Source organism: Pedomonas sp., assembly GCF_036515995.1.
Taxonomy (GTDB): Bacteria; Pseudomonadota; Alphaproteobacteria; order Sphingomonadales; family Sphingomonadaceae; genus Pedomonas.
This window is the reverse complement of the sequence record NZ_DATBUP010000157.1, coordinates 23,627-36,495: the sequence shown is the minus strand read 5'-3', so window position 1 is coordinate 36,495 and position 12,869 is coordinate 23,627. Positions and strand designations below refer to the sequence as shown.

The window sequence follows — 12,869 nt, the reverse complement described above, 5'->3', positions numbered from 1 at the left end:
AGCACAGGGCGGCCGGACGTGGTGACAAGGCCGGTCAAGCCGTCAGGGTAGGGGTTGTAGAGGTTCCCCGCCGGGGGGACGAGGGTCGTCTAGCGTTCAGTGTGCAAAAGCGTTCCGGCTCGCGCCGTCCCGCGCGGGCAGCCTGATAACCGCCTGAGGGGCCTCGGGCATCTCATCCCAACAATTGATATAATTGCTCTGCCTCACGCTCTGGAAACCCCCTGACTCCCCGGTCACCGTAAAGCTCCCTCGACCCCCGGCAAATCCCAAGCAGAGGCAAGAAACGGAAAGGAAGAAACCACAGGATCAGGTCGCACCGCAGAATATGCCACGCACGTCCCGTTAAAACGCAAGGGAGGTGCAGGAGGGTTGAGACCCTCCTGCGAAATCCTAAATAAATATAATGAATTAAAGCCAGCAGATCAGCGCATCAGCCCATGAAGGCGTGCTTGATGCCGTCGAACACGAACTGGGCGGCGAGTGCGGCGAGGATGACGCCGAGCAGGCGGCTGATGACGGCGGAGACGGTCTTGCCCATGATCTTGAGCAGCGGGCCTGCCGCGATGAGGCCGACGAGGGTGATGGCGAGCACGGTGAGCAGCGCCGCGAGGACGCCTGCCTGTGCCGCCCAGTTGCCCTGGGACTGGGTCATCAGCAGCACGATGGAGGCGATGGAGCCCGGCCCGGCCAGCATGGGCATGGCCATGGGGAAGACGGAGATGTCTTCCTCTTCCATCGGGTGGTGCTTGTCTTCCGCTTCCTTGGCCACCTTCTCGGCCCGGTGCTCGCGGCGCTCGGTGCGCTTCTCGAACACCATGTCGAGCGCGATCATGAACAGCAGGATGCCGCCCGCGGTGCGGAACGCGTCCATGCTGATGCCGAGCGCGCCGAGCAGCGGGTTGCCGACGAAGGCGAACGCGATCAGCAGGAAGGTGGCGATCATCACCGAGCGGATCGCCATGACCTTCTGATGCGCCCGCGAGGTCTGGCTCGTCAGGCTGGCGAAGATGGGCACGCAGCCCGGCGGATCGATCGCCACCAGAAGGGTGGCGAACGCCGGGATGAACGCCGTCAGGAAGAGATCGAAGCTCACAGGCCCTCCGGATCAGGCAGCCCTGCCTGGCGGCAGGCGGCGACCGTCGCGTTGCGCAGCAGGCAGGCGATGGTCATGGGGCCGACGCCGCCCGGCACCGGCGTGACCGCGCCGGCGACTTCCGCCACCTCGGCATAGTCCACGTCGCCCACCACGCGGGTTGCGCCCTCGCCCTTCTCGGGGGCCGGGATGCGGTTGATGCCCACGTCCACGACGACCGCGCCCGGCTTGATCCAGTCCCCCTTCACCATTAGCGGACGGCCGACGGCGGCCACCACGATGTCGGCCTGACGGACGACTGCGGGAAGGTCCTTCGTGCGGGAGTGGGCCACGGTCACCGTGCAGCTTTCCGCCAGCAGCAGCTGGGCCATGGGCTTGCCGACGATGTTGGAGCGGCCGATGACGACGGCGGTCTTGCCGGAGAGATCGCCGAGCTGGTCCTTGATCAGCAGCAGGCAGCCGAACGGCGTGCAGGGCACCATGGCGGACTGGCCGGTGGCCAGACGGCCCGCGTTGATGACGTGGAAGCCGTCAACGTCCTTGGCGGGGTCGATGGCGTTGATGACCGCCTCTTCGGAGATCTGCTTCGGCAGGGGCAGCTGCACCAGAATGCCGTGGACCTTGGGGTCGTTGTTCAGCTGGTCGACCACCGCCAGCAGCTCTTCCTGCGTGGTGGTCGCGGGCAGCTTGTGCTCGAAGCTGTTCATGCCCGCCTCGACCGTCTGCTTCGCCTTGGAGCGGACATAGATTTCCGAAGCCGGGTCCTCGCCCACCAGCACCACGGCCAGACCGGGCTGGAGGTCGTGCTCCGCCTTCAGCTTCGCAACGGCAGCCGCGACACGCTCGCGCAGGCCCGCCGCAAACGCCTTTCCGTCAATCACCCGTGCCGTCACGAAGAATTCCTTTCCAACTCGGCGAAACGCGCGGACAGGGTTTCCGCATCGCCTTCGATCAACAACAGTTTTTCGCGGGCGGTATCACCGCGAAGAATTCGCACATAGGATTTAGCAACGCCGAACGCCTTGGCCACCACTGCCACCACGGCAGCATTGGCGGCGCCATCCGCCGGCGGTGCCGCAACCTTTACCATGAGCCGGTATTGCCCGGCTTCATCTCTGGACGCATCCGCAACCATGTCCCGCCCGGCCTTGGGCGTAACGCGTACCGATACGCGCAAGCCGCCTTCTGCCTTCTGAGCGGGACGCGCCATCACATGAAGGCACCCGGAAAGAAGTCGCGCAGCAGCCGCAGCAGGAACATGATGCCCAGGCCCACCACCAGCGGCGACAGGTCAACCCCGCCAAGGTCCGGCAGGACGCGGCGCACCGGGCGGCACAGCGGCTCGACGATCCGGTTCAGCGCGTGCAGCACGGTCCGTACGAAGTTGTTGTACGGATTGATGACGTTGAACGCGATCAGCCAGCTCGCCACCGCGCTGATGATGATGGCATAGAGCAGAAGATTGAGAATAGCTGCAATCAGCCAGACAAACGCATTCATCAGAGTTTTCCTCGGGCCATTTCTTTTCGCGGTGTACCCGGACGAGGCCGTATCATCAACCCGGCGCAATCATATTGCGGGTTTGACAGCCACTTAATTAACGGCTTGGTAACGACTCTGCCGCAAGGTAGCTTCAGGAGGAAAGTGCGACAGCCATGTTCACGACCGGCAAGAGCAACAGCTATACCTTCACGCCGATCCAGATGGACCTGTCGGTGCTGGCCACGCCTGTGAACGCCAGCAGCAACGTCACGGCACTCCTCGCCCAGAAGAACTTCACCACCCCGGCCGTGCTCGCGCCGTGGGCCAATGCCGGCAGCGGAGAAACCTCCACCGACGCCCTTGTGCGCAAGGCGCTGGCGAGCAAGACGCTGTTCGACAAGAGCAGCTCGAGCCTCAGCGATGCCAAGGGCAACAAGGACTTGGACTCGCTGTTCAAGATGTATCAGGCGCTGGGCACCCTGACGGCCATTGCCGAGAAGGGCGCAAGCAAGACCATCTCCAGCAGCTATCGCAACCAGCTGAACGACCGGCTCCAGCAGGGGCTGGCCGAGATCCAGTCCTATCTGGCCACCGCCGATACCGATCAGGTGCAGATGCTGTTCGGCAAGAAACAGTCCCAGTTCGAGACGGTGACCATCCCCAAGACCCAGACCAAGTACGAGGGGCTGGGCATGGTCGCCGAGACCGCCAGCGGCACGATCAAGGGTCTGGACGGCACCGAGAGCTTCACCATCAACCTGAAGACCCAGACCCGCTCGCAGGACTTCACCATCGACCTGTCGCAGATCGAGGGGAACGTCTCGATCAACTCGGTGGTCAACCTGATCAATCGCACCATCAGCTCGGTGGTGATGACGGATGCCGACGGCAACCCGACCCTCAACAGCAAGGGCCAGCCCTACCCGCTCTATGATACGCGCGCCGAAGCCTATCAGGACAAGGACGGCAAATGGGGCATCCGTTTCAACGGCAGCTCCGTCGAGACCATCTCGCTCGGCGACCCGGCGGTTTCCTCCTCTCTCTATGTCGTCACCGGCACCCAGAAGGGCAGCGCTGCCGCCATCGGCGGCCTGACCCGGCTGGACGATGCCACGGGCGCGATCAAGCCCAGCTATAACAACAGCACGGTCGTCGCCGGGATCGACACCGACGGCACCAAGCTGGCCGAGGCGCTCGCCCCGGCAAAGGACGCCAAGACCAAGGCGACGGATTCGACGGAGGAAACCGACGAAGCCGCGCAGAAGGTGGACCACACCGTTTATGCCCAGACGGCGGCGCGCGACACGGCCATCGACTCCCAGGGTTTCATCTACGTGGTCGGCTCGACCACCGGCGATGTCGGCACCCAGAAGGGCGACGGCCAGAACGGCCTGTTCCTGACCAAGTACGCGCCTGACGGCTCGGTCGTGTACTCCCGCCTGGTCGCGGAGGGCGAGACCGAAGGCTACAGCCTTGCCATCGACAAGGATGACAACGTGGTCATCGCGGGCAGCACCACAGCCAAGCTGGGAACCCGCCAGACCGACGTGTTTTCCGGGCAGGACAGCTTCGTCTCCCGCTACGCCGCCGACGGCACCCACCAGTTCACCGTACAGCTGGACGGCGTGGCCGTTGACGCCGCCACCGCCGTGACCACCGACGACAACGGCGACATCTACATTGCCGGCACCACGCAGGGCCGCATCGCCAGCGGCCAGACCGCGCTGGGCAGCACGGACGTATTCGTCGCCAAGATCGACGGCGGGCCGCGCGTTGTGGAGAACATCCCCAGCCGTATTCTGTCCATCACCCAGTTCGGCACCAGCGGCAAGGACACGGTGGCAGGCATCGCCATCGGGCCGGATGGCACGCTGCTGGTGGCGGGCACGGAAAACGGCGAGGCCGTCGTGCGCAAGCTGGACAGCGCGAACCTCGGCAACCAACTGGGCCAGGTGAACCTCGGCACGGCCACCCTCTCCGGCATCGCCGTGGACGAGACCACCGGCACGATCGCGGTGGTCGGCTCCACCAACACCGCCACGCTGAACGCAGGTCCAGCCACCGGCAGCCACCAGGGCAATGCCGACGGCTTCCTCGCCCGTCTGGACGGTGCGCTGGTCGCGCAGGGGCACACGTTCCTCGGCAGCAGCGGCACGGACAAGATCAGCGACGTGATCGCCAGCAATGGCGAGTTCTACGTCACCGGCACCACCACCGGCGTGATGGCAGGCACGGGCAAGAAGGGCTCGACGGATGCTTTCGTCTCCCGCCTCGACGCCGCCAGCGGCTCTGTGGAGCAGACAACACAGTTCGGCACACTGGAGACGGCAACCTCGGGCGTCTCGCTGGCGCTCAACCCGCAGGGTCATTCCTCCACGCTGGAAAAGCTCGGCCTGCGCAGCGGCGTGCTCAATCCGCAGCAGTCGAGCGACCTGTTCAGCAACACCGGGCTGAAGGTGGGCGACCACTTTTCGATGAGCGTGGGCAACACCACCCGCAAGATCACGATTCAGGAAGGCGAGACGATGGATCGGCTCGCCAAGCGCATCCGCACCATGTTCAGCAATGACCTGAACGTGACCGTCAGCAACAGTTCGGCAGGCACCAAGCTCCAGTTCAAGGCAAAAGACGGCAAGGAAGTCACCTTCTCCGCCGGGGCCGCTGGAGAGGATGCCCTCTCCAAGCTGGGGCTGGAGCCGGGCAAGCTGTACGACTCCCAGGTGCTGTACGGCGTCGGCGGAGAGGACCCGAAGGCGAAGGACAAGGCCTCCGCCTACAAGCCCGGCGGCAGCTTCGCGCTGGACCTGGATTTCAGCCTGCTGCTGAAGGACTCCGCTTCCGCCGAGTATGTGAAGAACGCGCTGAGCAGCGCCGTCGAGACCGTGAAGCGCGCATATCGCTCGCTTTATTACGACGAAACCAAGGCGGCGATGGCTTCGGGCGCTGCAGGCGCCGGCGGCAGCGTCTCGCCCTACTGGACCAACAAGATCGCCAACTATCAGGATGCTCTGGCGCGCCTGACAGGCGGTTCCTGATGCCAAGCCGTCTCCGTTTCCTTCCACTGCTTGTGGTATCGCTGGCCGCCTGCCTCGGTGCGCCCACGGCTGCCCGGGCGGCGTCGGATGAAAGCGAGCAACCGGTTTTCAACATTGTGCGCTTCGAGCCGATTATCGTCACGCTGTTCGACAGCAACCGTGCCATCGGTCTGATGTCGGTGACGCTGGCGCTGCAGGTGCCGACCCCGGCGGACAAGGACGAGATCGAAGCCCAGCGCATCAAGTACGTCGATGCTTTCAACGCCGCCCTGATGCAGATGGGGCGGCTGCATGTCAGTCCCAACCGACCAATTGACGTGCCCCTGCTCGCCACGACACTGGAAAGCACCGCCAAACAGTTGCGCGGCAAGGGCAAGGTGCGCGCGCTGGTGCTGGATGCCTCCACCCGCCGCCTGAACTGACATTACGTTCCATTAGTTGAATTACGGTCGCACCGGATCATGCGGGGCGAAGACGTCGTCGTAGGCGTGGATCTCCCGCCTGCCTCGGGCGATTTTCCGCATGGGTTCGTTGTACGCAGGCGCACTCTCAGGAGAACGCATTTGTTTGAAAAGGCCGTTTTCCGAGGCTTCTAGGACTTGCGGCGCAAGTATGAACTGACGTATTGTTGCCCGTGCAAGACAAAGAATTACACTAATTAATAAGCGTAGCTGTCTCAATGCCGCGCAATCTCAACTGAACATGCAAACCTTATTTCAATTTTTAATATTTCTAATCTTACAGCCTTTCCGCGCATAGCGTGCAAGTTTTATTATATAATACTTCAATTTATCGACTCCAATCTATAACCATGGGCAGCGCAATGTTAAAGTCGCGCCCGTTTTTCAGCCAGGAGGTTGCGCATGGGGCGCATCAATGCGGGACGGACACAGCGCACACAGCCTTCAGCAGCCCTTGTCAGCCGGCTGCGGGCAGCGGGGTTGCGACCGACGCAGCAGCGCATCGCTCTGGCAGCCCTGCTGTTTCAGGGGGAACAGCCACGCCACGTGACGGCTGAACAATTGTTTGCCGGAGCGACCGCCGCAGGCGTTCCGATCTCCCTCGCCACGGTCTACAACACGCTGCGGCAGTTCACGGCGGCTGGGCTGTTGCAGCAGGTCGTGCTGGAGGCCGGACGCTGCCACTTCGATACGAACGTGGAACCGCACCAGCACGTGATCATGACGGATGGCAATCACATCCGCGACATTGACGCCGGCGAAATCGTGTTTTCCCAGTTGCCCGTCCCGCCGGAAGGCACGGAGATCGACCGTATCGAAGTCATCATTCGGGTAAAACCGGCCGGAGCCGCCACCGTTGCCCTGGAGCCGGAGCCCGAAGAACCGGAGCAGCAGATGGCCGCCAGCGGATCCTGAGCATAGGCTTCGGGCGGGTAAGCGGATCAGTGGGTGCGGATATCGTTCAGGAACTGATCGATAGTGCTCGCCACCTTGTCCCGCACCGGCTGGTGAAACAGCCAGTGACTGACGCCATCCAGCTCACGATACCAGACCGGCTGCGGCAAACGCCGGGCCGTGGCGCGGGCGTAGGAGACAGGCGTGATACGATCTTCCGTGCCGACCACCACAAGGCTGGGGCACCGGATGTGGTCGTATTCCACCTTGATGCGGCTGGAGCCCATGAGGAAGCCGAAGGCAACCTCGGAGAACGCCTTGCCGCTTTCATGGACGGCCAGTGCATACTCGCGCTCCGCCTCTTCCTGCGGCACGCCGTTGAACACGCCATAGAAGGCGGCTTCCCGCGGCATCGGCACGGCTTCGTCCCAGAAGCCCCACTGGCTGAGAACAGGCCAGCTGGTACGGATAGGCTCCCATGCCAGCGGGAAGATGCTGGAGGACGGTGCGGTGGCCAGCAGAACGAGGCCCGCAGGCGCAACGCGCCCCGCCAGAATCTGGGCGATCAGCCCGCCCATGGAGTGGCCGATCAGAACCACCGGGCCGTCAATCTCCCGCAGCTCGGCTTCCAGTGCCGCCACATAATCCGCAAGCCCGAGGTCTCCCAGATCATCGGGCGCGGGATCGTTGGGGCTGACATCATGGCCAGGCAGGGCCGGAGCCCGGGTTGTGTACCCTTCCGCCTCGAAATGAGCGCGCAGACCGTCCCATATCCGGGGCTGCGCCCACATACCGTGGATGAAATACAGCAACGGCTTGCCTGCCATGTTCACTCCCCCTTCAGCGCCGGGCCGGCAGCCTCTCCCGACGGCCTTGCCCGGCAGCCCGTGCCTGCCGCGACCTAGCGCAGTGCGCCCGCCGCAGCGAGAACGGCCATGTTGACCAGATCAGACGCGCTCGACGTCATCGGCACGATCTGGACCGGCTTGGACATGCCGATCAGAAGCGGGCCGACAACCCCGCCGTTGATCTCCTTCAGGAGCTTGGCGGTGATGTTCGCCGCATGCAACCCCGGCATGATCAGAATGTTGGCCGGGCCAGTAAGGCGGCTGAACGGATAGAGCGACTTCAGCTCGCGGTTCAGCGCCACGTCTGCCGACACTTCGCCTTCATACTCGAAGCCCGGCTGACGCTCGTCCAGCAGGGCGACGGCCTCGCGCACGACACTGGGAATGGTGCCGCGCGGGTTGCCGAAGTTGGAGTAGCTGAGGAAGGCGACGCGTGGCTCGTGACCGAGGCTGCGCACCATCTCGGCGGACTGGATGGCAATATCCGCCAGCGTTTCCGGATCCGGGCGCTCGTGCACCGCCGTGTCGGCAATGAACAGCGTCTGGCTGCGACCCACCACGATGTGCATGCCGAACAGGACATGATCCGGCTTCGGATCGACCGACAGCAGCACCTTGTCGAGGCTCTGGCGGAAGTGGCGCGTAACGCCGGTGATCATGGCGTCGGCCTCGCCCATAGCGACCAGCAGCGCGCCGAACACGTTGCGATCCTGATTCACCAGGCGGTGACAGTCGCGCAGAAGGAAGCCGCGCCGCTGCAAACGATCGTACAGGAAGTCGGCCATCTTCGCGGTGATCGGGCTGACGCGGGCGTTGTAGATTTCGTAATCCTCAACCGAATCCACGCCCAGCGCGCGCAGACCCGCTTCCACCCGCTCGGTGCGGCCCACCAGCAGCGGAATACCGTAGCCGCCATTCTTGAAGGTGATGGCGGCGCGCAGAACCTTTTCTTCCTCGGCTTCTGCGAACACCACCCGCTTCGGATCGGAGCGCGCCAGATCGTAGCTGGTGTTCAGCACCGCCGTCGTCGGGTTCAGGCGAGTCTTCAACTCGGTGCGATAGGCCTCCATGTCGGCGATCGGCTTGCGGGCAACGCCCGTTTCCATGGCCGCCTGCGCCACGCGCATCGGCACCCACTCGATGAGGCGCGGATCGAACGGTGCCGGAATGATGTACTTCGGACCGAAAGTGCGGCGATCACCGCCATAGGCAGCGGCCACTTCGTCCGGCACGTCCTGCCGGGCCAGCTCGGCGAGCGCGCGGGCGGCCGCAAGCTTCATTTCCTCGTTGATCGTGGTGGCGCGCACGTCGAGCGCACCCCGGAAGATATACGGGAAGCACAGAACGTTGTTGACCTGGTTCGGGTAGTCCGACCGGCCCGTCGCTACAATGGCATCGTCACGCACCGTCGCCACCTGCTCCGGCGTGATTTCCGGGTCCGGGTTGGCCATGGCGAAGATGATCGGCTTGGGCGCCATGGTTGCGACCATCTCCGGCGTCACGGCGCCGGCGGCAGACAGGCCGAGGAACACGTCCGCGCCGCGCAGGGCCTCTGCCAGCGTGCGGTCTTCCGTGACGACGGCATGGGCCGCCTTCCACTGGTTCATGCCTTCGGTGCGACCCTGATAGATCACGCCCTTGCTGTCGCACATGATGACCTGATTGTGCGGCACGCCCAGCGCCTTGGCGAGTTCGGTGCAGGCGATGGCCGCCGCACCCGCGCCGTTGACCACCATCTTGACGGAGCGGATGTCCTTGCCGGTGATCTCGAGCGCGTTGATGAGGCCGGCCGCCGAGATGATGGCGGTGCCGTGCTGGTCATCATGGAACACCGGAATGTTCATCAGCTCCTTGAGGCGGCTCTCGATGATGAAGCACTCGGGAGCCTTGATGTCCTCAAGGTTGATGCCGCCGAAGGACGGCTGCAGCAGCTTCACGGCGTTGACGAACTCGTCGGCGTCTTCGGTCGCCACTTCAAGGTCGATGGAGTCTACGTCGGCGAAGCGCTTGAACAGCACTGACTTGCCTTCCATCACCGGCTTGGAGGCCAGCGCGCCGAGATTGCCCAGACCCAGAATGGCGGTGCCGTTGGAAATCACTGCAACGAGGTTGCCCTTGACCGTATAGTCGTAGGCAGTGTCCGGGTCGGCGGCGATGGCCTTGACCGGAACGGCAACACCGGGCGAATAGGCTAGGCTCAGATCACGCTGGGTTGCCATCGGTTTGCTTGCAACGATCTCAAGCTTGCCCGGCCGCCCGGCAGAGTGGAACAGCAGCGCCTCACGGTCACTAAACTGAACATCCTTGTCGCCTGCCATTCCCTCTCCCTTTCTTAGACGCTCACCGCTAAAACGGACCCGATGTACAGAAACTCATCCGCCACGTCTATCAGACCGAACATGCCCGATACGACCGGAGCGACGCCCATGATGGCGCAGTACCTGACGGTCAAGGCCGAATATCCTGACTGTTTGCTGTTCTATCGCATGGGGGACTTTTACGAACTTTTTTTTGACGATGCCCGCGCTGCGGCGTCGGCGCTGGATATCGCCCTCACCCATCGCGGCAAACACATGGGCGAAGATATCCCCATGTGCGGCGTGCCCATTCACGCGGCAGACGGGTATCTGGCCCGGCTGATCAAACAGGGCTTCCGCGTTGCCGTTGCAGAGCAGATGGAAGACCCGGCGGAAGCAAAGAAACGCGGCTCCAAATCGGTGGTTCGCCGCGAAATCGTGCGACTCGTCACGCCCGGCACGCTGACCGAGGAGCCGCTGCTCGACACCCGCGCCAGCAATTATCTCGCCGCGCTGGGCGAAGCGCAAGGCGCTCTGGCCCTCAGCTGGTGCGATATGTCGACCGGTCGTTTCTGCACCATGGCGGTGAGCCCTGACCGGGTGGAAGCGGAACTGGCGCGTCTTGCCCCGGCCGAGCTGCTGTATCCTGACAATCTTCAGCCGCCTGCGGTGTGCGAGGTGATCGGTACCTCCACCACCATCATGCCGCGCCACCGTTTCGACAGCCAGAAGGGCACGGACCGGCTGAAGGCGCTGTTCAGCGTCGCCAGCCTCGACAGCTTCGGCGCGTTCGACCGGGCGGAGCTGGCCGCCGCCGGCGCGCTTGTGGATTATCTGGACGAAACCCAGAAGGGCGCACTGCCCCGCCTGTCCGCTCCCCGGCGCGAAGAAGCGGCAACCGTCATGGCGATCGACGCCGCCACTCGCTTCTCGCTGGAGCTGAACCGCACTACCGGCGGCGAGCGCAAGGGCAGCCTGCTCTCGTGCATCGACCTGACCGTGACCGGCGCGGGCGCACGCCTGCTGGCGGATGACCTCGCCGCGCCGCTGACCGACTGCGACTCGATCCGCCAGCGGCTCGATCTGGTGACGTGGTTCTTCGATGACACCATCATCCGCACCCGCACGCGGGACATTCTGAAGGAAACACCGGACATCGAGCGTGCCCTCTCCCGCCTTTCGGTGGGGCGCGGCGGCCCGCGTGACCTCGCCGCCGTGCGCAGCGGCATTGCCCAGGCGTTGCAGTTGAAAGCGACACTGGCGGACGTTGCCAGCCAGAAGCTGGCCCCCTGCGACATGCTGGAAGACCAGCTGCGCCGCATCGGCGCGCATGGCGAACTGCTCGACCTGCTCTCCCGCGCGGTGGTTGCCGAACCGCCCATCAACGTTGCGGACGGCGGCTTCGTGGCTCCCGGCTTCGATGCCGCGCTGGACGAGCTGCGCGCCCTCAGCTCTGACGGCCGCCGGGCAATTGCGGCACTGGAAGCCCGCTACCGCGAAGAGACGGGCATCAACACGCTCAAGATCAAGCACAACAATTTGATTGGCTATCACATCGAGGTGCCGGCCAAGTCCGCCGACGCCCTGCTGGCCAACGAGAACTACGTGCACCGCCAGACCATGGCGGGCGCGGTCCGGTTCTCCACCGGCGAACTGGCGGACCTGGCGCTCAAGATTTCGCAAGCGGGCGACCGCGCGCTGGCGCTCGAGAAAGAGCATTTCGAGACGCTGCGCACCTCCATCCTGACCGACGGGCAGATCATCGGTTCGACCGCCGGGGCCATTGCGCGCCTGGATGTGGCATCGAGCCTTGGCGAACTGGCGGCGCGCGACAACTGGTGCCGCCCGCAGGTGGAGCCGGACACGGTTTTCCACATTGAGGGCGGACGTCACCCGGTTGTGGAAAACGCGCTGAAGCGTCAGGGTCAGCCGTTCGTTGCCAACGACTGCGACCTGCGCCCTGAAAAGCGCGTGTGGCTCATCACCGGCCCGAACATGGCGGGTAAGTCCACGTTCCTCCGCCAGAACGCGCTCATCGCCATTCTGGCGCAGATGGGGGCCTACGTGCCCGCCCGCGCCGCCACCATCGGCATCGTCGACCGGCTGTTCAGCCGCGTGGGCGCTGCCGACAATCTGGCGCAGGGCCGCTCCACCTTCATGGTGGAGATGATCGAGACCGCCGCCATCCTCAATCAGGCGACGAACCGCTCGCTGGTCATCCTTGACGAAGTGGGACGCGGCACCTCCACGTATGACGGACTTTCCATCGCCTGGTCGGTGCTGGAACACCTGCACGAGCAGACCCGCTGCCGCACCCTGTTCGCCACGCACTACCATGAGCTGACCGCGCTGTCGGAGCGCATGTCCGCCATCGCGCTGTACACGGTGCTTGTGCGCCAGTGGAAAGACGATCTGGTGTTCCTGCACGAGATCGCACCGGGCGCGGCAGACCGCTCCTACGGTCTTGCCGTTGCCAAGCTGGCGGGCCTGCCGGCCCCGGTCATTCGCCGCGCGCAGGATATCCTCAACCGGCTGGAGCAGCCCGGTAACAATACCGGCAATGCCAAGGCCGCGCTGGATGCCCTGCCCCTGTTTGCCGCTGCTGCACCTGCGCCGGAACCTGTGCAGGAAGACAAGCCCGACCCGCTTCGCGAAGCGTTGTCTGGCGTGCGGCCCGATGACCTGACCCCTCGGCAGGCGCACGAATTGCTGTACCAGTTAATATCGTTGTCACAGGCTCCTGATCGGACGTAGGCTGA

At 64.2% G+C, this 12,869-nt stretch carries 10 protein-coding genes; 4 read left to right on the top strand and 6 right to left on the bottom strand.

Going from position 1 to position 12,869, the window contains the following annotated elements; genetic code table 11:
* Positions 1-430: 430 nt before the first annotated feature.
* From VIG90_RS12045 to VIG90_RS12030, 4 genes are read right to left on the bottom strand one after another with little or no spacing between them, the layout of a single operon-like run.
* Positions 431-1,093, bottom strand: a complete 663-nt coding sequence (locus tag VIG90_RS12045; protein WP_331593764.1) for a MarC family protein — start codon at positions 1,091-1,093, stop codon at positions 431-433.
* Positions 1,090-1,986, bottom strand: a complete 897-nt coding sequence (folD, locus tag VIG90_RS12040; protein WP_331593763.1) for a bifunctional methylenetetrahydrofolate dehydrogenase/methenyltetrahydrofolate cyclohydrolase FolD — start codon at positions 1,984-1,986, stop codon at positions 1,090-1,092. The genes VIG90_RS12045 and folD overlap by 4 nt, the downstream gene beginning before the upstream one ends.
* Positions 1,983-2,303, bottom strand: coding sequence for a DUF167 family protein (locus VIG90_RS12035; RefSeq protein ID WP_331593766.1), 321 nt, complete (start codon positions 2,301-2,303; stop codon positions 1,983-1,985). Before VIG90_RS12035 ends, folD begins: the two co-directional genes overlap by 4 nt.
* A complete protein-coding gene (locus tag VIG90_RS12030; RefSeq protein ID WP_331593762.1) occupies positions 2,303-2,593 on the bottom strand; it encodes a YggT family protein in 291 nt (96 codons plus the stop codon). The genes VIG90_RS12035 and VIG90_RS12030 overlap by 1 nt, the downstream gene beginning before the upstream one ends.
* 155 nt (positions 2,594-2,748) lie before the next feature.
* On the opposite strand from VIG90_RS12030, the gene VIG90_RS12025 reads away from it, so the two are divergent.
* The 3 genes from VIG90_RS12025 to irrA all read left to right on the top strand — a co-directional run bounded on the left by VIG90_RS12025 (position 2,749) and on the right by irrA (position 6,986).
* Positions 2,749-5,610 (top strand): hypothetical protein, encoded by a 2,862-nt coding sequence (locus VIG90_RS12025; RefSeq protein WP_331593761.1) that lies wholly within the window; start codon positions 2,749-2,751, stop codon positions 5,608-5,610.
* Entirely contained in the window at positions 5,610-6,032 is a 423-nt protein-coding gene (locus VIG90_RS12020; RefSeq protein WP_331593760.1) for a hypothetical protein, read from the top strand. Before VIG90_RS12025 ends, VIG90_RS12020 begins: the two co-directional genes overlap by 1 nt.
* A gap of 441 nt (positions 6,033-6,473) precedes the next feature.
* Positions 6,474-6,986 (top strand): iron response transcriptional regulator IrrA, encoded by a 513-nt coding sequence (irrA, locus tag VIG90_RS12015; RefSeq protein WP_331593759.1) that lies wholly within the window; start codon positions 6,474-6,476, stop codon positions 6,984-6,986.
* Between the two features lie 26 nt (positions 6,987-7,012).
* Here irrA and VIG90_RS12010 read toward each other — a convergent pair whose 3' ends face one another.
* Together VIG90_RS12010 and VIG90_RS12005 are read right to left on the bottom strand one after the other, a co-directional pair.
* Positions 7,013-7,792 carry an alpha/beta hydrolase gene (locus VIG90_RS12010; RefSeq protein WP_331593758.1) on the bottom strand — a complete coding sequence of 260 codons (780 nt, stop codon included), beginning with the start codon at positions 7,790-7,792 and terminating at the stop codon, positions 7,013-7,015.
* A gap of 74 nt (positions 7,793-7,866) precedes the next feature.
* Positions 7,867-10,131 carry an NADP-dependent malic enzyme gene (locus VIG90_RS12005; protein WP_331593757.1) on the bottom strand — a complete coding sequence of 755 codons (2,265 nt, stop codon included), beginning with the start codon at positions 10,129-10,131 and terminating at the stop codon, positions 7,867-7,869.
* An 81-nt stretch (positions 10,132-10,212) separates the two neighbouring features.
* On the opposite strand from VIG90_RS12005, the gene mutS reads away from it, so the two are divergent.
* Complete coding sequence (gene mutS, locus VIG90_RS12000) at positions 10,213-12,864, top strand: DNA mismatch repair protein MutS (protein WP_331593756.1); 2,652 nt, start codon at positions 10,213-10,215, stop codon at positions 12,862-12,864.
* The last annotated feature ends 5 nt before the right edge of the window (positions 12,865-12,869 follow it).

What these genes read in the sequence shown, in the direction of transcription:
- VIG90_RS12035 (WP_331593766.1), bottom strand. Translation starts at nt 2,303, where the DNA reads ATGGCGCGTCCCGCTCAGAAGGCAGAAGGCGGCTTGCGCGTATCGGTA.
- VIG90_RS12030 (WP_331593762.1), bottom strand. Translation starts at nt 2,593, where the DNA reads ATGAATGCGTTTGTCTGGCTGATTGCAGCTATTCTCAATCTTCTGCTC.
- VIG90_RS12025 (WP_331593761.1), top strand. Translation starts at nt 2,749, where the DNA reads ATGTTCACGACCGGCAAGAGCAACAGCTATACCTTCACGCCGATCCAG.
- VIG90_RS12020 (WP_331593760.1), top strand. Translation starts at nt 5,610, where the DNA reads ATGCCAAGCCGTCTCCGTTTCCTTCCACTGCTTGTGGTATCGCTGGCC.
- irrA (WP_331593759.1), top strand. Translation starts at nt 6,474, where the DNA reads ATGGGGCGCATCAATGCGGGACGGACACAGCGCACACAGCCTTCAGCA.
- VIG90_RS12010 (WP_331593758.1), bottom strand. Translation starts at nt 7,792, where the DNA reads ATGGCAGGCAAGCCGTTGCTGTATTTCATCCACGGTATGTGGGCGCAG.
- VIG90_RS12005 (WP_331593757.1), bottom strand. Translation starts at nt 10,131, where the DNA reads ATGGCAGGCGACAAGGATGTTCAGTTTAGTGACCGTGAGGCGCTGCTG.
- mutS (WP_331593756.1), top strand. Translation starts at nt 10,213, where the DNA reads ATGCCCGATACGACCGGAGCGACGCCCATGATGGCGCAGTACCTGACG.